Consider the following 25,892-nt stretch of genomic DNA (forward strand, 5'->3'; position numbering starts at 1 on the left):
CTTCTGCCATTTGTTTTCATCTAAAAAAACCAACTTCATCCTCTTTCCTCTATAAACTATTCTCTCTATCCTAACATAAGATCAACACGACCTAGGACGCGACCACCATGCGGCCATCAACATCAAGCACAGGGCGGTGGGGCATCCCGTTCTTTTCGCGTCAGCGGGACGGAGTCCTTGAAGCCCGCACTCTCTCGCTTTGGCGGCGCGGAGCGCTTTGCGTCAGCATGAGTGTGGGAGTATGTCACGCTGAAGAAATCTGCAGGGATCCAGTTGGGGACATGTCGAATCCTGCTGCTGTCCGAGACTTGTCTGCTAGCCTGAAGATCGGCCAGGTGGCTCTAGCAGCCGGCTTGCCTGTACGCACGGTGCGCTACTACGAATCGATAGGCCTGCTGAAGCCAACGGTGGAACGGGCGGAGTCCAGCTATCGGCTGTTCGACCCTTCGGTTTTGGTTCGTCTGGCCTTTATCCGCCGCTGCCAGAGCCTGGGCCTGAGCTTAGAAGAAATCCGCCAAATCCTGGATGTCCACGACCGAGGGGAGCAGCCTTGTCCAGAAATTCGCCAGCATCTGCAAGGCAAGCTGCAGGAGATTGAACAGCGAATTGCCGATCTGCAAGCGCTGAAAAGCCAAATTCAAGGTCTCCTCTCCGATTGGCAGATCCCCCCTGCGGCTGCTGATGAAAAAGAGGTGATCTGCCCGATTTTGCAAAAACCAGAGGCCAGGGGCGGCAAGGGCAACAGCCGTTACTCCACTGTTACCGACTTGGCCAAGTTGCGCGGCTGATCCACATCGGCTCCGCGGCGCAAAGCCATGGCGTAGGCGAACAACTGCAGGGGGATCACGTTCAGAACCGCCGACAACAGGGGTGTCGTGCTGGGCACCTCGATGATGTGGTCGGCTTTCTCCCGCACCTGGGTGTCTTCGGGGTTGATGAGGGCGATCACCCGTCCCCCCCGCGCCCGCACCTGTTCGATGTTGGAGAGCATTTTTTCGTAGACGGGATCCCGGGTGGCAATGCACACCACCGGCACCCGCTCGTCGATGAGGGCGATAGGGCCATGCTTCATCTCCCCTGCCGGGTAGCCTTCGGCGTGGATATAGCTCACCTCTTTCATCTTCAAAGCTCCTTCCAAGGCAATCGGGGCGTTAACCCAGCGGCCCAGATAGAGCATGTTGGCAACATGATGGTACTGCTCCGCCAGTTGGTCGTAGAGGGCGGCGTCCTTCAGCAGCAGGCTGATCTTGCCCGGCAGCTCAATCAAGGCTTGCAGGTGGGTTTGGATCTGGGCCGGGCTGAGGATCCCTTTGGCTTGGGCCAGTTGCAGGGCCAGCAAATACCCCGCCACCAACATGCCGGTAAACACTTTGGTGGAAGCCACGGCAATCTCCGGCCCGGCATGGATGTAGAGAACCCCGGCATCCGCCAGACGGCTGGCCTGGGATCCGATGGCGTTGACAATCGCCAGAGTCGGGATCCCTTGGGTGCGGGCCTCGCTCATGGCTGCCAGCGTATCGACGGTTTCTCCCGACTGGGTTAGAGCCAGCAACAGGTGGTTGGGGCGCAACACCGGCTGGCGGTAGCGAAACTCAGAGGCATAGTCCACCTCCACGGGGGTACGGGCCAAGCTCTCGATGAAGTACTTGAGCACCCAGCAGGCGTGCCAGGCAGTACCACAGGCTACGGCGTGGATGTGCTCAATGTGGGCCAGTTGCCCCTCAGAAAGCGCTAGCCCCTCCAGTGTCACCCGGCCCTGTTCCAGATCCACCCGCCCCCGTAGCGTATCGGTGGTGGTGCGGGGCTGCTCAAAGATCTCCTTTTGCATGAAGTGCTTGTAGCCTCCCTTGGCGGCTGAGACGGGATCCCAGGCCACGGTGATGCTGGATTTGCGCAGCTCCTCGCCGGTAATGCGCAGGTAGCGCACTTGAGACTCCGTGAGAACCGCCATTTCCCCATCTTCTAAGAACACCACCTTGCGGGTATGGCGGACAATGGCAGGCAGATCGGAGGCCACGAAGTTTTCCCCTTCTCCCTCTCCCACCACCACGGCTCCGGCATTGCCCAAACGGGCTGCGATCAGCCGATCCGGCGCCTCCCGATCCAGAGCCACTACGGCGTTTCCCCCCCGCAGTTGCCCCATGACCTGGCCAAAGGCCGCCTCAAAGGAGCCCAGCTCTTCGGTGTAGAGACCCAGCAGTTGGGCGATCACTTCCGTATCGGTTTGGGAGCGAAATGGGATCCCCCGCTCCAGGAGACGCTCCTTCAGCTCCAGGTAGTTTTCCACAATGCCGTTTTGGATCACCACAATGCGCCCGCGCTCGTCGCAGTGGGGGTGAGCATTTTCTTCGGTCACGCCGCCGTGGGTGGCCCAGCGGGTATGTCCGATCCCTACCTTGGCGGTGGGCATGTTGGCGGTGAGCTTCACCAGCAGGTTGTGCAGCTTGCCGGTGGCGCGAACAATCCTCAATCCCTCTTCGGGATCCACCGTGGCGATGCCGGCAGAATCATAGCCCCGATACTCCAAGGTGCGCAGGCCCTCCAACAGGATGGGGGCAGCCCACTGAAAACCCACGTAGCCGACAATGCCACACATTCCTCACACCTCAACCTCAGTCGCGCCAGCGTTGCGTAGCCATAGGGGGTGCCGTAGGCACAGCACCTTATCCGCAAAGCCTACCCCAGGTTGGGGATCCCTTCAACGGCTTTGGCCGACGTTGTTCACCTCAGCGGGTTGCCAATTTATGGGGAAGTCTGCGGCTGCCATCCTTGGGATCCAGGGGCAACTCCCTGGGCAAAAGAGACGGGCGCAAAACGAGAGTGATACCCTTCGGCCACCGCGGGCTGGATCCCATCTTCCCCAGGGACGCTGGAGACCAAGTTGCTCAGCCCCAACACCAACTCTCGAATGCCGCGGCGAAACTGGGGATCCCCGGTCAGCTCGTCGATGTCGGCGGTGATCTTTTGCATGTTTTGAAAGGTGATGCGCGCCGAATCGAGGGTTTGGCGCAGCGTGGCCAGGGTGCCCGGATCGTTGAGGCTGGCGGCAATCTGCTGCAGATCTTCGGTAGCTTGGGCCACGTTCTCCGCAGCCGCTCGCACCTCGGCCAGGATCTGGCGCACATCGGCCTGGAGTTGTGGATCGGTAACCAGCGGGCGCACCGCGCTCGACATGGCCTGTAGATCGGCGCTCACCTGCTGAATGTTCTCCAGGACGGCGTTAAGGGAAGTGCGGTTTTGATCCACCAGGGCGGTGAATTGATCGGCAGCCGCTTGAAAACTGCGGGCAGTTCCCCTCACAGCCCCAGCCGCGTCTTGGATGGCTGTGGCAGCGGTCGTGAATTGCGACAAGTCCAGATCTTCGGTGCGCAGGGCAGCTACTCGCTCTTCTACGGTTTCTGAAAGACTGGCTACGCTATTGGCGACGCGGGTGATCCCCTCCAGAGTGGTGTTAAGGGTATCGAAGAGCTCGTCCTCGTTGACCCGTGTGAGCAATCGATCCAGCCTAATCAATAGCTGGCCAAAATCCACTCCAGGGGTTCCCTCCACCACATCTCCATTGCAAACCATTTGGCTGCTGTCGCAGTCTGGCGCCAGGGGGGATCCTGTCAACTGGACGTTCAGTCGGGGCAGGATATCCATCACCGTTTCCCCCACCAACCCCGTCTGTTTGGTTACAAACAGGGCGTTGCGGGGAATAGCCAAAGGCTGGTCAATGGCCACCTGCACCTCCACTTGATTGGGTTGAGGCGTGATACGCTCCACCCGACCTACGGTTACCCCCCGCAGCCGCACACTGGATCCCTCGGCCAGCCCGGCCACGTTGGTATAGGTGACGGTAAATTGAAAGCCGCGACTGCCAAAGCGCAGGTTGTAGATCCACAAAAACAGGCCGGCAAAGCCCAGCGCCCCCGCCAGGATCAACAGGCCCACTGCCCCTTCTCGCACTGCTCGCGAACGCATCACACCTGCCCCGCCACTTGAATTGGCCCTTCTACGCTACCGCTGAAAAACTGCCGCACAAAGGGGTTATCGCACGTTTCGATCTGCTGCACGGATCCCTCCCACTGCACCCGCCCCTGGGCCAACAACACAATGCGGTCGGTGGCGCGGTAAATGGTGCTGTGTTGGTGGGTCACCACAATGTAGCTCTCACAGGCTTTTTTCACCTGCTGCAGCTCCCGGATGAGATCTTCAATTACCGTGGAGGCAATGGGATCCAAGCCCGCTGTGGGCTCGTCGTACAGCAGCAATTGGGGCTCATCCTGGGGCAGAGAAGGATCCTCCATAATGGCGCGGGCGAAGCTGGCCCGTTTGCGCATCCCCCCCGAGAGTTCTTCTGGCAGGTTGTGCTCTTTGCCCGCCAGTCCCACCGCCTCCAGCTTGGCGGCCACCAATTCCTGAATACGGGAGCGGGGCAACTGCGAGTGCTCGTAGAGCAAAAACCCCACGTTTTCTTCCACCGTCAGGGAGTCGAAGAGGGCGGCCTGCTGAAACACCATCCCTACTCGCAAAGGGGGAGTTGCATGATGGGCTTGAATCTCCGGGAGCGGGATCCCGCACCAGAGCACTTCTCCAGCGTCTGGCTCCGTTAGGCCGGCGATGATGCGCAGCAGCGTCGATTTCCCGGTGCCCGAAGGCCCCACCAGGCCCAGGGCCTCACCCCGGTACACCTTCAGATCCACGTGGTCAAGCACCACCGTCGAGCCGAAGCGCTTGGAAACTTGGCGCAGCTCCACCAAGGGGGCAGTGCTCTGCACTGCTGGCATGCTCAGAACCTCCGCCCTCGCCAAAGGCTGGAGCCTATTTTCCGCGGCCTGCTGCTCCTTTGGGCTGTCTATGCTGCTTCTGAAGCACTTGACCAATGATTTCAAGCAAAACTGGGGGCTCAGGATGCTTCCCTCCTTGAGTCGGCTTCACTGCTAGTTTAGGAGTCGGCAGGGGCCAAGGCAATGAAGCAGCCCACAGCCCTATCAAGGCAGATCAGGGATCCCTGGCGATAGGCCCAAGCCGTACCTCTCCTCTCCATTCTCTCTGCTCTGCAGCTCAGGGGCGAGGTCTTCCTCAAGGGCAGCCACCCAACCGGAGGGGACGATCTCCATCTCGTCTGTAACCCCTGCTCTTTTCCCTTCCCTCTTCTCTCCGTCAGCCAGCTCCGGCTGTTCATCCTGCTCCGAATTGAGTTTCACGCGCCGCGAGAAACCCCAGACAAATAGGGGGATCACAGCCACCACCATCCCCCACTCCGGGATCTCGATTTGGGGGAAAAACACCTCCAACAACATGGTGCTCCCCACCAAGGCGATGATGGCAAAAGCGGCGTCTTCCAGGTGAGAGAACTCGTCCAACCAACGCAAAAACAGAGAAGCCATGTAGCGCATCAGGGTAATGCCGAGAATGCCGCCGAGGATGATTACCCAAGCCTTGCGGGAGACGCCCACCGAAGCGGCGATGCTGTCGAAAGAAAAAACCAGATCCGTCAGTTCCACCATCACCAGGGTCTGCCAAAAATTGGCGTGGCGGGTGATGTCCTGTTCTTGGCCTTCTTCCTCGCCCCGAAAGTGCTGCCAGGCTAGCCAGAGCAGATAACAGGCCCCCAAGAATTGGGCGGGCGGATACTCCACCAACCAAACCGCTGCAAAGACAATGGCGATGCGAAAGCCGTAAGCGCCGATGATGCCCCAGCGCAAGGCCCGATTTTGTTGCTGAGGGGTGGGCAGATGTTTCACCAGAGCCGCCAGGGCAACGGCATTGTCCGCAGAGAGGGCGGCCTCCAAAAACACCAGAGCCACCACCAAGAAAAGATCTGCCCAGGTGAAGGACTGAGTCATCCCTTGTGCCAGGGTCAAGGTCGCTCCCATCGCATCTGTTGCATTTTTGACAAGTGTTGCATCAATTAGCATATTCGCGCGTTTTGTCCGCCCCAGTCAGTCCAACACAGCAGTTAACCAGCGTAGGAACCCTCCCCATCTTCGGATAAAGGTACCCCAGAAAAAGGCATGAACCCAGTTAGGTGACCAGAGGCAACACCCTCAAACTCCCGAAGGATGGGAAAGAGAAAGCCCAAGCCTAAACTATGGCCTGAGTATAGCCTGTTTGGCTCAGGATCCATTTACAGTTCTTAACCTTCTGAAATCTGGCCATCCTCTGTTGGATCTCCAGTGAGGCCGGATGAGCTCAGTCGAGCCGCCAGCCGTTGTCCACAGCGCAGGATCTGGCCTGCTAGAATGGCCGCCCCGAAACCGTTATCGATGTTCAGCACTCCCACCCCCGCCGCGCAAGAGTTGAGCATGGTGAGCAGGGCAGCCAAGCCCTGGAAGCTGGCCCCGTAGCCAATGCTGGTGGGCACAGCGATCACCGGACAATCCGCCAGACCCGCCACCACACTGGCCAAGGCCCCCTCCATGCCCGCCACCACGATCAGCACGTCCGCTTGCAGGGCCGCCCGGTTGTGCAGCAGCCGATGGATCCCGGCCACCCCCACATCCCAGAGGCGCTTCACCTGAAATCCGGAAAGCTCCAGCGTGAGGGCGGCTTCTTCTGCCACCGGTAAGTCGGCAGTGCCGGCGGAGATCACGCTGACCTGTCCAGGATGGCTGACCACCTGCTGGGACGGGATCCAACACAAGCGGGCCAACTCGGAATACTGGGCCTGGGGCAAGCGGCTGCGGATCTCGGCATACACCTGGGCTTCGATGCGGGTGGCCAAGGCCAGGGATCCCCGCTGGTGGAGTTGCTCCAGGATCTGGGCAATCTGATCTGGGGTTTTGCCCGGCCCCCACACGGCTTCAGGAAAGCCCGTGCGCAAGGGACGGTGGTGATCCACATGGGCGAAGTCTCCCACCGGCTCGAAGGGCAGAAAGCGACAGGCTTGCAGGGCTTGCTCTGGGGTGAGCTCCCCTTGGGCCACCGCCCGAAACAGATCCTGCAGCGCTGTCGTGGAAGGGGGGTTCATGGAAGGTGAGTTCAATCTGCAACACTCGGCTTGGATCTTGCCTGGATCTACTGGGCCAAAGACCCGCGCGGGAAAAACAACACCGGATGCCAACTTTGCCGCAAAATCTCGCCGGTTAGGCTGCGAACCGACCACTCCCAAAAGCTGCCCACATGGGGGGAGGCAGTGGCAATGGCCGTCATGTCTTCATCGGCAGCAGTAGCTAGGATCTCTTTGAGAGGGGATCCCACCCGCACCAGGGTGCGCAGCTGTACGGGCTTCACCCGCTCGCTCAGGGGTTCAAGCACCTGGGCCAGGTCAGCCTCGGCTTTGCGTTGGAGCACCTCCACCGGAGTTCCTTGGTTGCGGCGGGCGCTGGGATCCACCACGTAGAGCAGGGTAAGCGTCTGGCACTGGGAAGTACCGGGCAGCAGGTGGCCGAGATGGTTCAGCAACTGCTGACGCGGCTGCTCAAAGTCAAAGGGCACCAAGAGGCAGCGAAACAGGTGGCGGCTGCGCAAGCGCAATTCTTCCAGGGTAAAGGTAGCCAGCAGCTGGGGGCGCATCACCAGTAGGGGGATTTTCAGCTTCGGCAACAGCGCCATGGTGGTGCTGCCGAACAATTTTTCGGCGAGCAGATTGTGGGTGCCCATGCCTGTGATTAACAGATCGCAGCCGTAGGCTTGGATCCCTTTTAAGATCGCCTCTGCCGGCTTGCCCACCTGCACCAGAGCCTCGACTTCCAACCCTGCTGGGATCGGGTTCAGCAGCTTCTGCAACTGGGTCTGCTCTGCCTGGACTTCGGGGGTAATGTCGTCGGGAATGCCGATGTCGTCCTCTTGCCAATCTACGCTGCGGACGAAGGTGACGCGCTCGATGCCATTGCTGTGCAGATCTTCTAGACACTTGCCAAAACGCTGCAGGCCATCTCGGCGGTCGGTGGCAATTAACACGTTTTTAAACATATCGTTTTGAGCATTAGGAGAGAGGGTAGCCGGCTCAAGAGCAACGCTTTGGCCCGCAGCGATCCTAAGCTAACACCTTGCGGGGTTGTTCCCAAGGCAGCAGCTCCGGATCCCTCTTCAGCGTCGATTGCTCACCGGTTGGGATCCGCCAGGTTGCGAAACTGGGTGTACTGGCTTTCGAACAGCAGGCGCACGGTACCGGTGGGGCCGTTGCGATGTTTGGCAATGATGACCTCGGCAATGCCGCGATCGCTGGTGTTGGGATCGTAGTACTCCGGGCGATAGATCATCATCACCAGATCGGCATCCTGCTCGATGCTGTTGTGAACTAGCAGACCGTTGGCCACGAAGTTGTGGTGGCGGGGCATTTCGACGTCGTAAACCGGCTGAGGCTCCCCCGGCTCGCTGATGAACACCACCGGATCCCAGATCAGCCCCTCCTGCACCACCACCGCCACCTCTTCCTCCAATTGCAGCTCGTCGAGGGTTTTCCAGCCGTCTGGGGTCAAGAAGGGATGGTTGCCGGTGGCGCGAATGGAAAAGTTGAGGCGGGTCTTCAGAACACAGGTGGGCTGCCGACCACTGCAAAACACTTTCACAGGCTGTTGGGGCACCAAGCGCCCGCGCCCGTTCAAGCTGAGCAGGCGGGGCAGTTCCGCCGAAGCCGGCAGGGCCGCCAGTTGATCCAGCCGCCAGATCTTGCCGCGATCCGCATCCATCACCTGCGTATCCCCGGCCAGACAGCCCGATTCCCGCAGATCCGCCAGCTGTGGACGTTTGTCGGAGCGAGACTCAACAGCTCGACTGAGCTGAGAAAGCACCAGCACCGGCACCATCAGCTCTTTGGCCATGGCCTTGAGGCCACGGGTAATGCGCGACAGCTCCTGCACCCGGTTGTCGGCGGCGGATCCCTGCATCAGTTGTAGGTAGTCGATCAACACCATCCCCAACGTTCCCCCCTGTTCCGCCTGCAAACGCCGCGCTTTGGAGCGAATTTCTGTAACGGTACAGTCGGGGGTATCGTCGATGAACAGGGGCAATTGCGATAAAAAACCAATGGCTTGTCCCAGGCGCTGCCACTCGTGTTCGCTGATGCGCCCAGAACGCAGACGGCTGCTGTCGATGCGGGCTTCGCTGGCCAAAAGCCGCTGCACCAGTTGCTCTCGTGACATTTCCAAGCTAAAGATGGCGACCGGCTGCTTGGCATAGGCAGCCACATTTTGGGCAATGTTGAGGGCAAGACTGGTTTTCCCCATCGAGGGACGACCGGCCAGGATCAACAAGTCGGATCGCTGCAAGCCCTGAGTCAGGTTATCCAGGTCGATGAATTTGGTCGGGATCCCAGGGAGCTGAGCCCCACTCTGGAACTTCTCTTCCAAATCCGAGAAGATATTGACCAAAACCTCGGAGGCCGGGATAAGACTGCGCTGCACCCGCTCTTGGGTGAGGCCAAACACCTGCTGCTCGGCTTGATCCATCACCTGAGACAGGGGCTGACTGGTATCGTAGGCCAAACGAGCCAAGGTATTGCTCACCTGGATCAACTGGCGGCGCATGTATTTATCCATCACCAGGCGGGCATACTGGTCGATGTTGACGCTGCTGACGGTTTGCTCCAGCAGACGACGGATCGCCCCTGTTCCCCCCACCCGCTCCAGAAGATGATGATCCGCCAACCAAGCAGACACAGTCATCAGGTCGGTGGGTTGGCCTTGGCTGTGCAGTTGGAGAGCAGCCCGGTAAATCTCTTGGTGGGCAGAGATGTAGAACATCTCTGGTCGCAGAAACTCCGCGACCCGCACCAACGCATCCGGATCGAGGAGAATGCCCCCCAGGATTTCCTCCTCGGCTTCAATGTTTTGAGGAGGAAGCCGATCCCCACCCGTTAAGTCGTAATCGCTGATCACCACAAGCCAGGATAGGAAAATCAACCCAGCCCTAGGGCAACCGGCCTCTCAGCCAGTCAGCTCCAATCGTCAGGCGGGTCAAGCTCTAGGCTGAGCATACCCGCTTGTTGCCTAAGGCAAAAACCCTACTCACCCCGGGATCCCTCACGGGAACTCAGGGATCCTCGAAGGTGAGTCCTCATTCGGGAGTAACCTGAATGCGCAGCGTAGCGGTAACTTCGGGGTGTAACTTTACCTGCACGGGATAAACCCCGGTTTTTTTGATTTCCTCGTTGAGGAGAATGTTGCGGCGGTCGATATCTAGACCGCTGGTAGCCAGCACCACCTCAGCAATATCGCTGGTGGTCACCTGCCCAAATAGGAGGTCGTGTTCTCCCACTTTCTTACGGATGACGAAGCGACCAATGGTCTCCAGAGCGGTCTTGTAGTTTTCCGCCCGTTGTTTTTCTGCCAGTTTACGAGCCGCTTCCTGCTCCAGACGCATCTGCTGCTCTTTCAATATGCCAGGGGTAACCCGCACCGCCATCTGCCGCGGGAAGAGGTAGTTGCGAGCATAGCCGGGCTTGACGTTGACAATCTCTCCGGGCTTGCCCAGCCCTGGGATCGCCTGGCGCAGCACAACCTGCATGTTACGTTTCGACATCGGGGAAGGCACTTCATTTTCTCGACAGCCTTCCATTCTAGAGGCTCAGTAGAGCCATTGTCAGCTTATGGTCATTTCGATTCAAACCAGGACACTGCACCCCCACCTAGAACGTTGGTCGCGCCGTCGCGTCAGCGTTACGGAGCAATAATGTACGGGGGAAGAAGGCTTTTCTCAATAGCCCAGGCGTCTCACCCTAGCCTGAAACGACTATAAACTCCAAAGCAAGCTGCCCCCTACGCCTCAGCCCTTTGGCATGAGGGATCCCTTCTCGGAGCTCATTGCCGATGAAGCTCTCTTGCCGCTCGCAACCCCGGTAGGAAGACAAGAAGCCACCTTGTTTCTAAACCAAAAATGCGGAAAATGCGGAAGGTTATTTGTTTCAGGAAATACTTAGCAGAGGGTATAGAGTGGCTGACACCAAAGGGGATCCCTTGAGGGGTTTGCAACATTTGGCGGATATCCCCAGAGATAACCTGGGCTTAACCTCGTTTTAACTAAAAACAACTGGCCTTTACGTTATAGTAGCTGCGCGGACTGGCGAAGTCTTCAATGGAGCGTTCCCGAGGGAACCCTGCGTGCTCAAAGGGATCCCTGGGATGTTGCGATCGGTTGAAGGCTTGTTGAGGATCGCAGGCCTAGCTTGAGGGTTGCCTCCAAGCTTCCAGGCGGTAGTGGCATACCCAGCCCGACGAGTTTTGATTGGGTTGGGTAAGGTTCTCGAGTGAAGTAGCCTTTTTTAGATCTGGGCTAGGATTTTATCTTCATCTGGGAGAGGAGATCTGTATGGTGACGTTGCACCCCTTGGAGCGTCGTTCTTTCCTGAAGTTTCTATCTGCCACTGTTGCCGGCTTTGCGGCCAGTCAGACGAATTGGCAGCGGGTGTTTGCTCGGCAGACCATCACCATCAATGGCGCTGGGGCGACCTTCCCGGCCCCCATCTATCAAACTTGGGCCCAAGAGTTTGGCAAGAAAAACCCTAACATCCAGGTCAACTATCAGTCTGTAGGAAGCGGTGCGGGTCGTCGGCAGTTTGTAGCCCGCACGGTCGATTTCGGTGCCAGTGACAGCGTGCCCCGTCCTGAAGAGATCAACCAAATTGAGAATGAGGCTAACCCTCCCAAAGGGATGGTTTCTGTACCCATGGTGGGCGGAGCGTTAGTTGCAGCGTACAACATTCCTGGGGTGGGCCCCGAAATCCGCCTTTCCCGCCTGGCACTGGCGAATATCTTCCTGGGCAAGATCAAGAACTGGAACGATCCCCTGCTGGCTGGCCTTAACCCAGGGGTGACTTTCCCGGATTTGCCGATTACCGTCGTGCATCGCTCTGATGGAAGTGGTACCACCGATATCTTCACCACTCACCTCAACGCTATTAGCCCAGAGTGGAAGCAAAAGGTGGGTCGCGGCTCTTCGGTAAACTGGCCAACCGGCGTAGGGGCGCGTGGGAACGAAGGGGTTTCCGAGCAGATCAAGCAAATTCCTGGCTCGATTGGCTACGTGGAATTCGGCTTTGCCAAGCTCAACAACCTGAACATTGCCCGTCTGGAAAACCGGGCAGGCAAGTTTGTAACTCCCAACGTCGAGACGGAGAAAGCGGCGCTGGCCAGAATTCAGCTCGACGAGCGTTTGCTGGGGGTCGATCCGGATCCTAGTGGGGAAGACTCTTACCCTATTGCGGGCTACACCTGGATCCTTGCCTACAAGGTTTACCCCAAAGCCGAGACTTCCAAGGCCGTTAGAGAGTTTCTCCGCTACGGCCTCACTGAGGGGCAGGCTTTCGCTGAGCAGTTGGGATATGTCCCTCTGCCGGAAGAAACGCGGCAAAAAGCTCTGGCTGCGCTGGAAGGCATTACCCCGTAAAAACTCTTACCAACCACTTCTGGCTTCAGGCGGATGAATACCTTTTTTTCTGACAGCAGTTCTATGTTTCGGCCTCGGCCGGTTTTCCAGCGCCGGCGCGACCAGGTTTTTATCTGGGCTACGCGGATTGCCGTGTTTTTCTCGGCCTTCCTGCTGCTCTGGATTGCTCTGGAGATCGGCATTCAGTCTTTACCTGCTATAGACAGGTTTGGACTAAGCTTTTTCTGGAACACCACCTGGGATCCGGTCGAGGATATCTATGGGGCCTGGCCACAGATCTACGGCACGCTAGTGACTTCTCTCATCGCTCTGATTGTGGGGGTTCCTTTTAGCTTTGGCATCTCTATTTTTCTGAGCGAGGATTTTCTTCCGAAGTCCTTGCGTCTGGCTCTGATCATTGTGGTTGAGCTGTTGGCGGCTATTCCCAGTGTGGTGTTCGGCATTTGGGGATTGTTTGTCTTCATCCCCTTCTTCCGCCCCGTTCAGATGTTCCTGTACGAGAACTTCAATTGGCTTCCCATTTTCAGCACACCACCGATTGGGCCGGGGATGCTGACGGCAGGGGTTGTCTTGGGGATCATGATCATCCCCATCATCACGGCCATCGCCAGAGAGGTTTTGGTGGCTGTTCCTCCTGAGCTGCGCGCGGCTGCCTATGCGATGGGGGCTACGCGATGGGAAGCCATTTTTGGAGTGGTACTACCGGCTGCGATTGGGGGTATGTTGGGGGCTGTGGTGCTGGGTTTGGGACGCGCCCTGGGCGAGACCATGGCGGTGGCAATGCTGATTGGCAATGCGCGGGGGATTAGAGTCTCGCTTTTGGCCCCTGCCAGCAACATCCCTGCATTGCTGGCCAGCGAGTTTGCAGAAGCAGCCGACGAGCAGATCTCGGCTCTGATGTATGCGGCTTTGATCTTGCTGGTCATTACGCTGGTGGTCAACATCATCGCTGAGCTGATGGTTCGTCAGGTCAAGTTTGCTTTGACGGCTTCTCGGGAGTAGAGGAACATGGCGACACAAGTGGCAGCACAGGCCAATTTGTTCAAACGCAAAGTCAGATCCAAGCGCGTCGTGCTGGACTGGGTGATGACAGGCCTGATCTTTGCTTCCAGCATTTTTGCGATTGTTGTGCTCGCTTCCATCCTTTACTATGTTTTCGTCAATGGCATTGAGCGCTTCAATTGGCAGACCTTAACCCAGCTTCCTCCTCCTCCTGGCGATCAGGTAGGCGGCTTTGGCAACGCTGTGCTGGGAACGATCATTGTGGTATCGATTGCCATTACAATCACTTTCCCTATTGGTCTATTTGCTGCGATCTATCTCTCGGAGTTCGGCCAGAACAGTTCTACAGCATCATCTCTGCGTTTCATTATCAAAGTGCTGACGGGGGTTCCTTCCATCATCGCTGGCGTGTTCGCCTATGGGGTGCTGGTGCTTTCCACCAAGACCTTTTCTGCCCTTTCTGGCGGAGTAGCTCTATCGGTATTGACTTTGCCGATCATCATCCTCTCCTGCGAGGAGGCTCTGCGCTTGGTGCCGGCGGACACTCGGGCTGCCGCCTACGCCTTGGGAGCTTCGCGGGTGCAGACTGTGTTTCGGGTCGTTTTGCCAGCTGCTTTGCCGGTCGTTCTGACGGGAGTGACCTTGGCCATTGCCCGAGCAGCTGGGGAGACTGCACCTCTAATTTTTACTGCTCTGTTCAGCTTTCTATGGCCTGATGGTCTGCTGAAGCCAGTAGCCTCGTTGGCGGTGCTGATCTACAACTTTGCCATTGTTCCCTTCGAGAACCAGCAGAAAATTGCTTGGGGAGGAGCCTTGGCTTTGGTGATTCTGGTTTTGATCACCACGATCAGTTTCCGGCTGCTGCTGAGTCGTCGTCAGGAAACCATTACTATCTGATCTGGTTCTTCTGAGATTTTTGCCTCACTATTCTTCGATTTTGAGTTTGGGTTCTGAAGCAACGTCTACCTCTGGTATTCCCATGCGCCCTCCATTTCCCGGCACTCCTGATTCCTCTAAGAAGTCTGCCAAGTTAACTGTTGAGCTGGAAACGCAAGCAGTCAGTGTTTACTACGGCTCTCATTTGGCGGTGAAGCAGGTTTCTCTGAAGATTCCCAAGAATCACATCACTGCTTTTATTGGCCCTTCCGGCTGCGGCAAGAGTACTTTGCTGCGCTGCTTTAACCGCATGAACGATCTGATCCCGGGGGCGAGAGTAGACGGATCCGTAATTTTTCACGGGAAAAACATCTACGATCCCGATGTAGATCCTGCTGAAGTGCGGCGGCGAGTTGGCCTGGTGTTCCAAAAGCCCAACCCCTTCCCGAAGTCCATCTACGACAACATTGCCTTTGGGCCACGGGTCAACGGCTACCAAGGAGACTTGGATGAGCTGGTAGAGCGCGCATTGCGTCAGGCCGTCCTCTGGGACGAGGTGAAAGACAAGTTGAAGACGAGCGGCCTCTCCCTTTCGGGGGGACAGCAGCAGCGCCTCTGCATTGCCCGCACCTTGGCCATCCAACCAGAGGTGATCCTGATGGACGAGCCCTGTGCCTCGTTGGATCCAATCTCCACGTTGCGCATTGAGGAGTTGCTCAAGGAACTGGGCCGTCGCTACACGATCATTATCGTTACCCACAACATGCAGCAGGCAGCGCGGGTCTCCGACTTTACCGCCTTCTTCAACACTGAAGTCGACGAAGAGGGGTTTCGCTACGGACGGCTGGTGGAGTTTAACCGCACTGAGAAAATCTTTAACTCTCCCGCCCATCGGGAAACGGAAGAGTACGTGAGCGGACGGTTCGGCTAATCTGCTGTTGGCGATCCCTCAATTCTGGTCAGGTGGGATCCCGCTCGCCTATTCTAATGGGCGGGAAGATCTATGCAAGGTGAGGCACCGGCGAGATGGCCAAGCGGGTGCGTCTGGATAGCTGGTTGGTGGAGCGCGGATATTTTTCCTCACGCCAGCAAGCGCAACGCTCCATTTTGGCAGGAGAAGTCTTTCTAAATGGGGTGCGGGCGGAAAAGCCTGGAACCTGGGTGAGCGGGGATCCAGCGGTGCAAGTCCAGTCTGGGCCTGCTTTTGTCTCACGGGGGGGAGAAAAGCTACAGGGGGCGCTGCAAACTTTTCCTGTTCAGGTGCAGGGTCGTATTTGTTTGGATGCGGGCATTTCCACAGGAGGTTTTACAGACTGCTTGTTGAAACGGGGAGCCCAGCGGGTCTACGGAGTGGATGTGGGCTATGGGCAACTGGCCTGGTCTTTGCGAACGGATGCGCGGGTGATCCTAAAGGAGCGGGCCAACTTGCGCCATCTGCAGCCGGAGGATCTGTACGGAAGCGAGGCACCTCCCCAGAGCTGGCCGGATTTGGCGGTGGTAGACCTGTCTTTTATTTCCCTGACTAAGGTGCTAGCTCCGCTGTGGAACCTGTTGCGTTTCCCACGGGAGGCGCTGTTGCTGGTGAAGCCCCAGTTTGAGGCGGGCCGAGACCAGGTGGGTAAAAAGGGGGTGGTACGGGATCCGGCTGTCCATGCCCGCGTGCTGGAGACGGTGATGCGCTCGGCCGTGGCCCAGGGCTGGCAGGTGCAAGGCTACACGTGGTCGCCCATTACCGGCTCTGCCGGCAATATCGAGTATTGGCTCTGGCTGGCCGAAGGAGAAGGGATCCCTCTCCCCAGCGGCAGTGCGCTACAACAGATGAGCGAGCAGGCAAGAGCGACCCTACACGGGTAGCTTGTCGATTTTGTCAATAGGTTGATGTGCTGGGTTGGGGGAGATGAGCCAAAAAATTGAAGAATTGTTTCAGGAAGAGATTCGGCGCTATGAATCCGGGGAAGCGGCCAAGACGTTAATTCCCTCTTTTGAGTCGATCTGTAAGGGATCCCCAAAGGCGGCGGCGGCTTGGACGTGCTTGTCCTGGCTCTACCTTCTGGAGGGGCAGGCGGAAAAAGCTCTGAAGGCCGCCCAGACTGCTGTGAAGTTGGATCCGGTGGATGCCCAGCCCCGTGTGAATCTGACCCTAGCCATGCTGGAGCTGAAAAAAACCGGGGTACGCCAGCAGGTGGAGGCCATTAAGCAAATCTTGGCACGGGATCCCGAGCAGATTGAGGGTGTCAAATCGAACCTGCAAGAGGGAGGGAACCGCCGTCCTGCTTGGCCCCACTTGAGCAAGATTTACAACTGGCTCTTTGAAGAAGATTAAGTGACCCTATTCCTTGTTTTGCAACAAGACTTTAGGAAAATCTAGAGCTTTTTATTTTAATCTACAACTCTTAGCGATGTTCTCATGGAGTTGGTGCTAAACTTCTTGTACCCAATAGCAATATGGGATCCATTTATCGATAGGGGTTAGCTCTCGTCGCTTCTCTTCCCCGGCCTCAGTTGATTGATGAGATTGAACTCCGGGCTGGCGCGAGATGCTTAGCTCGGCGGTGGCTGCACTTCATTATATTGCAGTGGTGTTGCACTGCCGCCGCTTCCATAGCCACTGAATCGAGTCCCGTTTTCCAACCTCACTTTTTTGACCCCTTTGACTGCAGATGGGAGGAACTTTAAGATGAACCGTCAGACCGTTTGGGTTAAGAGCGATACCCGAAACCACCAAGGCTATTTCATTCCCCAGTGTGAGTATACTTTGGTCGAGGCCGACCAAAACGGCTGGGCGCTGATCTGTGCGGACAATGCCCGCTGCTATTATGTGGATCCCGAACAACTCTGGTTTGAGGCGGGATGAGAACTGTTGCTGCCTATTCAGGGCTGCTTGACTTCGAGGGAGTTCTGTAGAAACGCGGGCTCCCCATCATACATTCTCCCCATGCCGTTGGGCAGGGTTTTTTTCATGGGATGAGGATTGGCCCGTCATGCCTGTACACAGAACGGGCTTTAGGCTGGTACTTGGGGCTTCTTCGACCGCAACCCGACAATCAATCTAGCGGAGCTGGCCTGATACTCGACTGGAATCTGGTTCAAGTTCAACTTTCAATACAACTTTCAATACAGAGGGTCTGGTCTGTCCCAGGCCCTTTTTGATTGCCACTTAGGGAGATTCCCAGGGTTAACCCCGCTCTCGCATGGCTTCGGCCAGCAGCCGGGCCACTTCTGGTCGAGAAAACTCCGGCGGGGGCACTTCACCGCGGCGCAGCATTTCCCGCACCTTGGTACCTGAGAGGTGAATGCGCTGGTGAGGCTGGCTGGGGCTGGTCTTGGCCGTGGCCATGGTGCCGGTGACGGTGCAATAGAAAGCATGTTCAAACTTCAAGGGAATGATGCCCAGCTCCCCCGGCTGGAACTCATCGAAAATGTGTTGGGCATCGTAGGTACCGTAGTAGTTCCCCACCCCGGCGTGATCCCGCCCCACAATGAAATGGGTACAGCCATAGTTTTTGCGAATGAGAGCATGGAAAATAGCCTCGCGGGGGCCGGCGTAGCGCATCGACGCAGGGTTGATGGCCAAGATCACCCGCTCCTTGGGGTAGTACTTTTCGATCAACACCTCGTAGCAGCGCATACGCACATCGGCGGGAATGTCGTCGCTTTTGGTAGCCCCCACCAGCGGGTGCAAAAATAGCCCGTCCACAATTTCCAAGGCACATTTTTGGATGTACTCGTGGGCGCGGTGGATGGGGTTGCGGGTTTGGAAGCCTACAATGGTTCTCCAGCCTCTTTCCCGAAACAGTTGCCGCGATTGGGCCGGATCAATCTGGTAGGCCGGAAAAAGAGGGTGGGGATCCCGCTGCAGGAGGGTGACGGGGCCGGCCAAATAGACGGATCCCTGCTCGTAGAGCACCTTTACCCCTGGATGCTGCTCATCGGTGGTGCGATAAACTTGCCGGGCTTCGTATGTTTTATCGTAGGTGAACTTCTCGGTCAGCTCCAGTAAGCCCAGGATCTTGCCCGCGGAGCTGGCCAAGGCGATCATTTGCCCCTCTTTCAGACCCGCTGCCACTTCCGAGGAGACCGGCAAGGTGACCGGCAGCGACCAAGCCAAGCCATTGGCCAGGTGCATCGTTTCCAGGACGGCCTGGTAATCTTCCCGCCCCATAAACCCCGTTAGCGGGCTGAAGCCCCCAATGGCGATCATCTCCAGATCCGATTGGGCCCGCTCGTCGAGATAAAGAATGGGGCAATGTTCGGCTTTGGAACGCAGCTCCTGCGCCTGCTCAGGCGGGGCAATGCGGTTGATCAGGGTGCCCCCGTGGGGCGGAATGGCATCACCAGCAGGGAGAGTCGATGGAGATTGGTTCATGAGAAGGGCAGCGAGAACGACGGTTGTCCAAATCCAATATCCAGCTATCGAATCCCGGATCTCCAGGAAGCAGGGAAAAAAGCACAGGTCGGGCTGAAAACAGGAGGGAGCAGAACAGGTGGAGACCCCATCCAAATCACGCCCTTAGGGATCCCTTCCATCCCAGTCAATCCAGCAGATAGGGAGGCATGCTTTCATCGGTGGCTGATACATTGTCGAAGATGGGCCGATTCATGATCTTCTTTTGCGCGTGCAGAGGTGAGGATTGGGGTTTGGGCTGAATGGGGGCTTGCTCTTTGGGTTTCCGTAACTCCTGGATGGTTTTGGCCCGCTCGTCCGCAACCGCTTGCAACTGCGCCAGCGCCTTTTGCAATTCGTCCCGATGGGCAGTAACCTGCTGCAATTGAGCTTGCAGGGTAGAGACTTTGTTTTGGTAGTCTTGCAAGAGTTGTTGAGCTTCGGCCAGTTGGCTTTTGAGGGCTGCAATTTCCGGCAATTCTGGGGTTGGTTCTGGGGGAGACTGAGAAGACATCGTTGTCGGCTCCTCGCCTGTGGGAGTAGACTCTGCGGAGGTGGGCTCTGAACTGGTTTTAGCACCGGCCTTGCGCCGAATTCCGCCAGAGCGGCGGGAAGTTTCCCCCGACGAAGGAAAGAGGCTACGGTCAGATCCGGTCACAAGAGCACCTCGCGTTCAACCAACTGTAGCAGCCGCTGACACACCGCCGATCCAGGCCGATAGTCCATCACCGTCAAGCCGTAGTCAAAGGCGATGCGCAAATCGCTGCTATCTGGAATGGTAACGGGTGAAAGCACATCCGCAAAAATCTGTTGCGCTTGCACGTACAATTGCCCGGTGTGGGATCCCGACCAAATGCCCCCCGGCAGATAGCGGTCATCCAGCATTGTCAAAATGGCGCGGGCGTGGCTGAGCTGGCCTTTCAGGGCCTCAATGTAGCGCAAGGTTACTTCCGTGCAGGAGAAATCGGCGCGGTTGAGCCGTGTCGGGATCAACACCCGCTGGGCCACCCGCAGGGCATTGGCGGTGAGGGCATTCAGTTCTCCCGGCGTATCGAGAAAGATGAAGTCGTAGTCCTGCAGCAAGGGATCCAGTTGGCGCTGCAACAGATTCTGCCCCATCTCTCCAGCAGCAGCCAGTTGGGCCGCCACTTCCGCCATGGTGCTGTGGGAGGGCGCCACATCCACTCCCTTGTCCGTGCAGTAGATCACCTCTTCCAGAGGACGTTGGTGCTGCGGGTGTAAGCTGGCCCAAGCCGTTTCCAGTGCCGCCAGGGATCCGGCCCCTTCCAGGTAAAGGTTGCTGGCAGTGGCCTGGGACGTGAGATCGATGAGCAGAACTCGGTATCCCCGTTGGGCCGTCAACTGAGCCGCGTGGACGCAGAGGGTGGACTTGCCGGTGCCCCCTTTGTTGTTGGTAAAGGCCAGGATGCGCGCCATCAGCTCCCCCCGTTTTGCCAACTTGTTCCCCTTTCCGAGCAGCCCGGCCAGATCCGACAGGACAGTCGTTGAGGTGGCCCCGCAGCAGTCTATGCTATTGGGTGTAGCCTGGTGGAGGACAACCATGCGCGATGTACTGGCGATCATCTTGGGAGGTGGGCGTGGCACCCGACTTTATCCCCTGACCAAGCGCCGCGCTAAACCTGCTGTGCCCCTGGCCGGCAAATACCGCCTCATCGACATCCCGGTCAGCAACTGCATCAACTCCGACATCGAAAAAATCTACGTCCTCACCCAGTTCAACTCTGCCTCTCTGAACCGCCACATCGTCAACACCTACCGCTTGTCCCCCTTCACAGGCGGCTTTGTGGACGTTTTGGCGGCCCAACAAACCCCTGACAATCCCGATTGGTTCCAAGGCACCGCCGATGCCGTTCGCCAATACCTCTGGCTGATGGACTCCTGGAAGCCGCGGGACTTCCTCATCCTGTCTGGGGATCACCTCTACCGCATGGACTACCGCCCCTTCATCCAGCATCACCGGCAGGTTGGGGCCGATGTGACGCTGGCGGTGCTCCCCTGTGAAGAAAAAGTGGCCTCGGGTTTTGGCTTGCTCAAGCTTGGCGAAAACGGTCGCATTGTGGATTTCAAGGAAAAGCCGAAAGGAGATCTGCTGAAAGCCTGTCAGGTGGACACCCAAGCTCTCGGCCTCAGCCCGGAAGAGGCCAAAGCCAAACCCTACATCGCCTCCATGGGCATCTATGTATTCAAGCGAGAAGCTCTGATCGAGATGCTCAAAGTCAAGGAGCACACCGACTTTGGCAAAGAGGTGCTGCCGGCAGCCATCGGCAAGTACCATCTGCAAGCCTATCTCTTCCAGGGTTACTGGGAAGACATCGGCACCATCGAGGCTTTTTACCGGGCCAATCTGGCACTGGTGCAGCAGCCCAACCCGCCCTTCAGCTTCTTCGACAGCGAAATGCCCATCTACACCCGCCCGCGCTTTTTGCCCCCCAACAAAATCCTCGACTCCCAGATCGTCAACTCCATGATCGCCGATGGTTGCATCATCAAAAACGCCCAAATTCGCAACTCCATCATCGGCATTCGCAGCCGCTTGGAGGCCAACACCATCATCGAAAACACCCTGGTGATGGGAGCCGATTACTACGAGTCGGTAGAAGAGCGACAGGCCAGGCTAGAGGAAGGGATCCCACCGGTGGGCATCGGGGCCAACTCTCACATTGTCAACGCCATCGTGGATAAGAATGCCCGCATTGGGCGCAATGTCCGCATCCTCAACAAGGATCACGTCACCGAAGCGCAGCGGGAAGAGGAAGGGATCTGGATCAGCAACGGCATCGTCACCATCATCAAAGACTCGGTGATCCCGGACAACACCATCATTTGAGGGGGAAACAGGCCGGCCCTGGCCGAGAAGGGGGCAGGATGGGGCTGACAGGCCCTTGCGCAGAAACGGCGAGGCTTTTTCTGTTAAGATGGATACCAAGAGCTTCAAAACAAAAGACTGTGAGATCGCTGGAGTGTGTTTAGTAGAACTTCGCCCATTGCCGCTTTGGAAGTTTACGATCCGCAATTGATCTGCCGCTATTACCGCTGGCGCCTGCCCCAAGTGATCGGTCGGGCGCTGGCCATTCTCTGGCCTTTCTTGTGGTTTGTCCTCTGTTTGCGCTGGGATCAACTGTGGGGCCACACTGATCGCAATGTGGGACGGCGCTCGGTGCAGTTGCGAAAGCTGCTCACCGACCTGGGGCCAACGTTCATCAAGGTGGGTCAGGCCCTCTCCACCCGCCCCGATCTGGTGCGCAAAGACTACCTAGAAGAACTCACCCAACTGCAAGATCAACTGCCGCCATTTCCTTCCGAGCAAGCATTTGCCCGCATCGAATCCGAGTTGGGCCGTCCGATTGCCGAGATCTTTGCCCAGATCTCTCCAGAGCCGGTGGCTGCTGCCAGTTTGGGCCAGGTTTACAAAGCGCAGTTGCACAGCGGCGAATGGGTGGCGGTGAAGGTGCAGCGACCCCATCTGCGAGAGCAGTTGAGCCTGGATCTGTACCTGATTCGCTGGGCCTCGACATGGCTGGGCCCCTGGCTGCCCTTAAACCTGGGCAGTACTTTGACGGCGGTGGTCGATGAGTTTGGCCGCAAGCTTTTTGAGGAGATCGACTACCTGCACGAAGGGCGAAACTGCGAGCGCTTCGCCGAATACTTCCGCGACGATCCGGATGTGTACGTGCCGCGCATCTTCTGGGCTTACAGCAGCCGCCGGGTTCTGACCCTGGAGTGGATCGACGGCATCAAGCTGACGGATGTGGAGCGCATTCGAGCAGCCAACCTGGAGGTGAAACAATTGGTGCGTATCGGGGTGGTTGCTGCCCTCAAGCAATTGCTGGAATACGGCTTTTTCCACGCGGATCCCCACCCAGGTAACTTGTTTGCCCTCACCGATGGCCGTATGGCCTACATCGATTTCGGCATGATGGATCAGCTTACCGAGGAAATGAAGGAGTACTTGGTGGATGCTCTGGTTCACCTGGTGGATCGCGACTACAACGCCCTGATCGATGACTTTATTCATCTGGGCTTTTTGCAGTCGGATGTCGGCCGCCAAGAGCTGATCCCCGCCTTGGAAAAGGTGCTGGCAGACGTGCTGACCCAAGAGGTGGTCAACTTTAACTTCAAAACGGCCACAGATCAGTTCTCCGACTTGATGTACCGCTACCCCTTTCAGGTGCCCTCCCACTTTGCTCTGGTGATCCGCTCTTTGGTGACCCAAGAGGGAGTAGCCCTCAGCCTCTATCCCCAGTTCCGCATCGTCGGTGTGGCCTATCCCTATGTGGCCAAGCGCCTGCTGACGGACGAATCGCCGCGTATTCGCCAACGGCTGCTGCAAGTGTTGATCAAAGACGGCAAGTTCCGCTGGAACCGCCTGGAGAACCTGATTCAAATTGCCCGCAGCGATGGGGGATTGGATTGGTTACCCACCGCCCAAATGGGCTTGCGCTACCTGATGTCGGAAGAGGCCCGCGATCTGCGTCGCCAGTTGGTGCTTTCCCTCACAGAAGATGATCGCCTTCACTTTGAGGAGCTGCAGCGTTTGTGGCAGTTGCTCAGCCCTGAACTTTCCCCAGCTTACCTCTGGCAGGCAACGCTGAGATCCCTACCCTCGACCGGCGATCTGCAACACACGCTTGCCGAGTTGAGGGAGCAGGTGCAAGCCCATCTGGAACATCTCAGCCGCTGGCGGCCACCTCAACCTTGGTCGGATTTGCTGGCAGGAGTGGGACAGGAAAGGTAGAACGGAAGAAGATGACTCAGGTTTATTGTTATTGAGCTGGATAAAAGCGTGGCAGATCAGAAAGGTGACTTCATTGCGGGTGTAGTGACTGGCGCCCTGTTGGGAGGGATCATCGGCGGGGTCATTGGGTTTGTGCTTGCCCCTCGACTCAGAAAGGGATCCGCCGAAGGCCAACGCCGGGATCCGGATCGTCTCAACGGCACCTCCGCAACCCCTGAACAACCGCGCCTCAGTGCTTCGGGTGAGTCGGCCATGTCCAGCGACTGGAGGAAGTGGGAAAATGAGGCAGAACGCATTGCTCAAGCCCGCCGCACTCTAGAGGCCAAGATTGCCGAGTTAAACGAGGCGATTCAGGCCATGCGCACGCAATTGCTCGTCAAGGAAACCTCTTCCAGGGCTGTTGAGGAAAAGCCTTGAGCAGGGGATCCCTGTCCATGCCAAACTAGAGGCGGCAGCGGCTTTCCTCTCTAGGTTCTGCCATCCTCTCTCGGCTGAGTTGCGATCCTGGGCCAGGTCTGCCTCTGGCGAAGGTGCTTCAGCTTAATGGATGTTGAGTTAATCGAGTTGTTTCCCTACTTTTCCCAACCATGATGCTCAGTCACTTGTTGTCTCCTCTCGCTTGGGTGGACGGCCTCTCTCTGGGGTTGGTCTACGGCACTGCCGCGTCTTTGCTGTTCCGCTCCCTTTACCAGTTCATTGTCATTTACAATGCTCTGCTGATCGTGCGGATTTTGCTGAGCTGGTTCCCGCAACTGAACTGGTCTAACCCCATCCTGTCGGTGCTCAGCCAACTCACCGATCCCTATCTCAACCTGTTCCGCGGCATCATTCCCCCCATTGGTGGCTTGGACTTTTCCCCCTGGTTGGCCTTCATTTTGCTCAGCTTTGCCATGCAGGTGGTGGGCCAGTTTGCCTAGCCGCTGTAGCACTGGATTCATCTGGATAGGTCGGGATCCCTTTACGATGGAGAGCTGCTTTTTTCGTTGCCCGCCATGCAGATCCCCGGCGTTGCCCACTACTGGCTGCTGAATGCTCAGGTTCCCCTGTCAGTACTCAAGGATGCAGTGCCGGGGGCTGTTCCCAACCGCGATAACCTGGTGTTGCTGGATCTGGAAATCGAAGGGGGGCAGATCCGCCAAATCCGGCTGGCAACAGGGATCCCGCCCCAGGGGATCCCCAGCGTGGATCTAAGGCGGGGCCAAGTGTGGCCGTGTTTTGTGGACATCCATACCCACCTGGACAAGGGACATGTGTGGCCGCGCACCCCCAATCCCGATGGTACCTTTGCCGGGGCGAGGCAGGCCGGCCAGGAAGATTGGGTGAAGATGAAGCAAGCCTATGACGGGGATCCGGAGCAGTTTCGGGAGGATCTCTACCGTCGCTTCAGCTTTGGTTTGCGCTGCAGCTATGCCCATGGATCCCAGGCAGTGCGCACCCATCTGGTCTGTGAGAATCCTCAGGTTATGGGGGCCAGCTGGGAGGTGTTTGTCCAGTTGCGCCGAGAGTGGGCGGGCAAGCTGGAACTCCAGGCGGTCACGCTTTTGAGCTTGGATGCCTTTCTCACCCCTGCAGCAGAAAAGCTGGCGGACAAGGTGGCGGAAGTGGGCGGGATCCTGGGTGGGGTGGCGGCGATGGGGCCGGAACTGGATCGGCAATTGGATCGGGTGTTTGCCCTGGCCAAGGAGCGGGGCTTGGCTCTGGACTTTCATACGGATGAGACGGATGATCCGGGATCCCTCACGTTGAGACACGTGGCAGCGGCAGCCCTGCGCCATGAGTTTTCGGGACAGGTGGTGTGTGGCCATTGCTGTAGCCTGGCCGTGCAACCGCCGGAGGTGGCCCACAAGACTATGGCCTTGGTCAGAGAGGCGGGAATTGCCGTGGTCAGCCTGCCCATGTGTAACCTATATTTGCAAGCCCGTAACCCCGGCCATACCCCCCGCTGGCGAGGGGTGACGCTGCTGCACGAGCTGAAAGCCTTGGGCGTGCCGGTGATGATAGCCAGCGATAACTGTCGGGATCCCTTCTACGGCTTTGGGGATCACGACGGCCTGGAGGTGTTCCGGGAGGCCACCCGCATTTTGCACCTGGATACCCCCTATGGGGATTGGCCACAGGCCATCACCACCACCCCTGCCCGCATCATGGGCTTGACCGAGCGAGGGCAAATTGGGGTGGGGCTGCCGGCAGATCTAGTGCTGTTCAAGGGACGTGGCTTTGACGAGCTGCTTTCCCGTCCCCAGCATGACCGGGTGGTGTTGCGTCAGGGGCAGGCCATCGACACGACTCTGCCGGACTACAGCGAACTGGACGACTTGATGGAGAAGGTGGGGACAGCGCTCAGCTCCGAGAAGTAGAGCGGGGTCACAGTCGTTTCAAGTTAGATTAAGACACTTCCCAATTGCTCCTCTCTCCCTTTGCCTGGAGGTGGTGGTTGTGGCAGCGGCGCGGAACGCTGGGGCGGCACCGTGGAGCATGCCTCTAACCCCCAAAACCCTGAACTTTGCTGAATTTACTGAGCTTTAGGCGGTTTGGCAAAAGTCATTGAGAGGGATATAGTAG

At 57.7% G+C, this 25,892-nt stretch carries 24 protein-coding genes; 13 read left to right on the top strand and 11 right to left on the bottom strand.

The genetic code is table 11. The features are described 5' to 3' along the window. Positions 1–281: 281 nt before the first annotated feature. Complete coding sequence (locus ACVW0B_RS11875; RefSeq protein WP_457491767.1) at positions 282–788, top strand: heavy metal-responsive transcriptional regulator; 507 nt, start codon at positions 282–284, stop codon at positions 786–788. Here ACVW0B_RS11875 and glmS read toward each other — a convergent pair. The 8 genes from glmS to rplI form a co-directional block, all read right to left on the bottom strand. Continuing rightward, positions 749–2,596 carry a glutamine--fructose-6-phosphate transaminase (isomerizing) gene (gene glmS / locus ACVW0B_RS11880; RefSeq protein ID WP_457491768.1) on the bottom strand — a complete coding sequence of 616 codons (1,848 nt, stop codon included), beginning with the start codon at positions 2,594–2,596 and terminating at the stop codon, positions 749–751. The two genes, ACVW0B_RS11875 and glmS, sit on opposite strands and share 40 nt — an antisense overlap. Before the next feature lie 146 nt (positions 2,597–2,742). After that, the gene (locus ACVW0B_RS11885) at positions 2,743–3,963 is read right to left on the bottom strand and encodes an MlaD family protein (protein WP_457491769.1); all 1,221 of its coding nucleotides are present in this window, start codon (positions 3,961–3,963) and stop codon (positions 2,743–2,745) included. Next, on the bottom strand, positions 3,963–4,769 hold the full coding sequence (locus tag ACVW0B_RS11890; RefSeq protein ID WP_414355855.1) for an ABC transporter ATP-binding protein: 807 nt from the start codon (positions 4,767–4,769) through the stop codon (positions 3,963–3,965). Before ACVW0B_RS11890 ends, ACVW0B_RS11885 begins: the two co-directional genes overlap by 1 nt. A 204-nt stretch (positions 4,770–4,973) precedes the next feature. Beyond that, complete coding sequence (locus tag ACVW0B_RS11895) at positions 4,974–5,849, bottom strand: TerC family protein (protein ID WP_457491770.1); 876 nt, start codon at positions 5,847–5,849, stop codon at positions 4,974–4,976. Positions 5,850–6,121: 272 nt separating this feature from the next. Next, entirely contained in the window at positions 6,122–6,955 is an 834-nt protein-coding gene (gene larB, locus ACVW0B_RS11900) for a nickel pincer cofactor biosynthesis protein LarB (protein ID WP_457491771.1), read from the bottom strand. Positions 6,956–7,002: 47 nt separating this feature from the next. Beyond that, positions 7,003–7,899, bottom strand: coding sequence for a universal stress protein (locus tag ACVW0B_RS11905; RefSeq protein WP_457491772.1), 897 nt, complete (start codon positions 7,897–7,899; stop codon positions 7,003–7,005). A 131-nt stretch (positions 7,900–8,030) separates the two neighbouring features. After that, a complete protein-coding gene (dnaB, locus tag ACVW0B_RS11910) occupies positions 8,031–9,806 on the bottom strand; it encodes a replicative DNA helicase (protein WP_457397797.1) in 1,776 nt (591 codons plus the stop codon). A gap of 178 nt (positions 9,807–9,984) precedes the next feature. Beyond that, positions 9,985–10,449 (bottom strand): 50S ribosomal protein L9, encoded by a 465-nt coding sequence (rplI, locus tag ACVW0B_RS11915; RefSeq protein WP_414329820.1) that lies wholly within the window; start codon positions 10,447–10,449, stop codon positions 9,985–9,987. A 786-nt stretch (positions 10,450–11,235) separates the two neighbouring features. Between rplI and pstS the strand changes: the two genes are divergently transcribed. The 7 genes from pstS (at position 11,236) to ACVW0B_RS11950 (ending at position 17,044) form a co-directional block, all read left to right on the top strand. After that, positions 11,236–12,312, top strand: a complete 1,077-nt coding sequence (gene pstS / locus ACVW0B_RS11920; RefSeq protein ID WP_414374003.1) for a phosphate ABC transporter substrate-binding protein PstS — start codon at positions 11,236–11,238, stop codon at positions 12,310–12,312. Positions 12,313–12,345: 33 nt separating this feature from the next. After that, positions 12,346–13,314, top strand: a complete 969-nt coding sequence (pstC, locus tag ACVW0B_RS11925) for a phosphate ABC transporter permease subunit PstC (protein WP_457491773.1) — start codon at positions 12,346–12,348, stop codon at positions 13,312–13,314. Positions 13,315–13,320: 6 nt separating this feature from the next. Beyond that, positions 13,321–14,211, top strand: a complete 891-nt coding sequence (pstA, locus tag ACVW0B_RS11930; protein ID WP_011432706.1) for a phosphate ABC transporter permease PstA — start codon at positions 13,321–13,323, stop codon at positions 14,209–14,211. Between the two features lie 82 nt (positions 14,212–14,293). Beyond that, positions 14,294–15,121, top strand: a complete 828-nt coding sequence (pstB, locus tag ACVW0B_RS11935) for a phosphate ABC transporter ATP-binding protein PstB (protein ID WP_414374001.1) — start codon at positions 14,294–14,296, stop codon at positions 15,119–15,121. A 95-nt stretch (positions 15,122–15,216) separates the two neighbouring features. Beyond that, positions 15,217–16,044 (top strand): TlyA family RNA methyltransferase, encoded by an 828-nt coding sequence (locus tag ACVW0B_RS11940; RefSeq protein ID WP_457491774.1) that lies wholly within the window; start codon positions 15,217–15,219, stop codon positions 16,042–16,044. 43 nt (positions 16,045–16,087) lie between these two features. Further along, complete coding sequence (locus ACVW0B_RS11945; RefSeq protein WP_457491775.1) at positions 16,088–16,513, top strand: hypothetical protein; 426 nt, start codon at positions 16,088–16,090, stop codon at positions 16,511–16,513. Positions 16,514–16,867: 354 nt separating this feature from the next. Continuing rightward, positions 16,868–17,044, top strand: a complete 177-nt coding sequence (locus tag ACVW0B_RS11950; protein ID WP_414332524.1) for a hypothetical protein — start codon at positions 16,868–16,870, stop codon at positions 17,042–17,044. 321 nt (positions 17,045–17,365) lie between these two features. Here the strand turns inward: ACVW0B_RS11950 and sat are convergent, their stop codons facing one another. From sat to ACVW0B_RS11965, 3 genes are all read right to left on the bottom strand, one after another. Beyond that, positions 17,366–18,556 carry a sulfate adenylyltransferase gene (sat, locus tag ACVW0B_RS11955; protein ID WP_457491776.1) on the bottom strand — a complete coding sequence of 397 codons (1,191 nt, stop codon included), beginning with the start codon at positions 18,554–18,556 and terminating at the stop codon, positions 17,366–17,368. Positions 18,557–18,722: 166 nt separating this feature from the next. Beyond that, positions 18,723–19,088, bottom strand: coding sequence for a hypothetical protein (locus ACVW0B_RS11960; RefSeq protein ID WP_457491777.1), 366 nt, complete (start codon positions 19,086–19,088; stop codon positions 18,723–18,725). Positions 19,089–19,228: 140 nt separating this feature from the next. Next, complete coding sequence (locus ACVW0B_RS11965; protein WP_457491778.1) at positions 19,229–20,011, bottom strand: ParA family protein; 783 nt, start codon at positions 20,009–20,011, stop codon at positions 19,229–19,231. A gap of 124 nt (positions 20,012–20,135) precedes the next feature. Here ACVW0B_RS11965 and ACVW0B_RS11970 point away from each other — a divergent pair, with 124 nt between their 5' ends. From ACVW0B_RS11970 to ACVW0B_RS11990, 5 genes are all read left to right on the top strand, one after another. Next, positions 20,136–21,422, top strand: a complete 1,287-nt coding sequence (locus ACVW0B_RS11970) for a glucose-1-phosphate adenylyltransferase (protein ID WP_457491779.1) — start codon at positions 20,136–20,138, stop codon at positions 21,420–21,422. A gap of 135 nt (positions 21,423–21,557) precedes the next feature. Beyond that, a complete protein-coding gene (locus ACVW0B_RS11975) occupies positions 21,558–23,330 on the top strand; it encodes an ABC1 kinase family protein (protein ID WP_457491780.1) in 1,773 nt (590 codons plus the stop codon). A 48-nt stretch (positions 23,331–23,378) separates the two neighbouring features. Next, positions 23,379–23,747: a hypothetical protein gene (locus tag ACVW0B_RS11980; RefSeq protein ID WP_457491781.1), complete on the top strand. Its 369-nt coding sequence runs from the start codon at positions 23,379–23,381 to the stop codon at positions 23,745–23,747. A 170-nt stretch (positions 23,748–23,917) separates the two neighbouring features. Continuing rightward, entirely contained in the window at positions 23,918–24,247 is a 330-nt protein-coding gene (locus ACVW0B_RS11985; protein WP_011432695.1) for a YggT family protein, read from the top strand. Between the two features lie 75 nt (positions 24,248–24,322). Next, entirely contained in the window at positions 24,323–25,687 is a 1,365-nt protein-coding gene (locus tag ACVW0B_RS11990) for a cytosine deaminase (RefSeq protein ID WP_457491782.1), read from the top strand. Positions 25,688–25,892: the final 205 nt, after the last annotated feature.

This window comes from Thermostichus sp. MS-CIW-23, assembly GCF_054059455.1.

Coding starts and splice junctions, on each gene's coding strand:
- ACVW0B_RS11945 (WP_457491775.1), top strand. CDS start 16,088: ATGAGCCAAAAAATTGAAGAATTGTTTCAGGAAGAGATTCGGCGCTAT.
- sat (WP_457491776.1), bottom strand. CDS start 18,556: ATGAACCAATCTCCATCGACTCTCCCTGCTGGTGATGCCATTCCGCCC.
- ACVW0B_RS11875 (WP_457491767.1), top strand. CDS start 282: ATGTCGAATCCTGCTGCTGTCCGAGACTTGTCTGCTAGCCTGAAGATC.
- pstA (WP_011432706.1), top strand. CDS start 13,321: ATGGCGACACAAGTGGCAGCACAGGCCAATTTGTTCAAACGCAAAGTC.
- ACVW0B_RS11940 (WP_457491774.1), top strand. CDS start 15,217: ATGGCCAAGCGGGTGCGTCTGGATAGCTGGTTGGTGGAGCGCGGATAT.
- pstC (WP_457491773.1), top strand. CDS start 12,346: ATGAATACCTTTTTTTCTGACAGCAGTTCTATGTTTCGGCCTCGGCCG.
- ACVW0B_RS11950 (WP_414332524.1), top strand. CDS start 16,868: ATGAACCGTCAGACCGTTTGGGTTAAGAGCGATACCCGAAACCACCAA.
- larB (WP_457491771.1), bottom strand. CDS start 6,955: ATGAACCCCCCTTCCACGACAGCGCTGCAGGATCTGTTTCGGGCGGTG.
- ACVW0B_RS11905 (WP_457491772.1), bottom strand. CDS start 7,899: ATGTTTAAAAACGTGTTAATTGCCACCGACCGCCGAGATGGCCTGCAG.
- pstS (WP_414374003.1), top strand. CDS start 11,236: ATGGTGACGTTGCACCCCTTGGAGCGTCGTTCTTTCCTGAAGTTTCTA.
- ACVW0B_RS11960 (WP_457491777.1), bottom strand. CDS start 19,088: ATGTCTTCTCAGTCTCCCCCAGAACCAACCCCAGAATTGCCGGAAATT.
- glmS (WP_457491768.1), bottom strand. CDS start 2,596: ATGTGTGGCATTGTCGGCTACGTGGGTTTTCAGTGGGCTGCCCCCATC.
- ACVW0B_RS11990 (WP_457491782.1), top strand. CDS start 24,323: ATGCAGATCCCCGGCGTTGCCCACTACTGGCTGCTGAATGCTCAGGTT.
- pstB (WP_414374001.1), top strand. CDS start 14,294: ATGCGCCCTCCATTTCCCGGCACTCCTGATTCCTCTAAGAAGTCTGCC.
- rplI (WP_414329820.1), bottom strand. CDS start 10,449: ATGTCGAAACGTAACATGCAGGTTGTGCTGCGCCAGGCGATCCCAGGG.
- ACVW0B_RS11970 (WP_457491779.1), top strand. CDS start 20,136: ATGCGCGATGTACTGGCGATCATCTTGGGAGGTGGGCGTGGCACCCGA.
- ACVW0B_RS11890 (WP_414355855.1), bottom strand. CDS start 4,769: ATGCCAGCAGTGCAGAGCACTGCCCCCTTGGTGGAGCTGCGCCAAGTT.
- ACVW0B_RS11985 (WP_011432695.1), top strand. CDS start 23,918: ATGATGCTCAGTCACTTGTTGTCTCCTCTCGCTTGGGTGGACGGCCTC.
- ACVW0B_RS11885 (WP_457491769.1), bottom strand. CDS start 3,963: ATGCGTTCGCGAGCAGTGCGAGAAGGGGCAGTGGGCCTGTTGATCCTG.
- ACVW0B_RS11965 (WP_457491778.1), bottom strand. CDS start 20,011: ATGGCGCGCATCCTGGCCTTTACCAACAACAAAGGGGGCACCGGCAAG.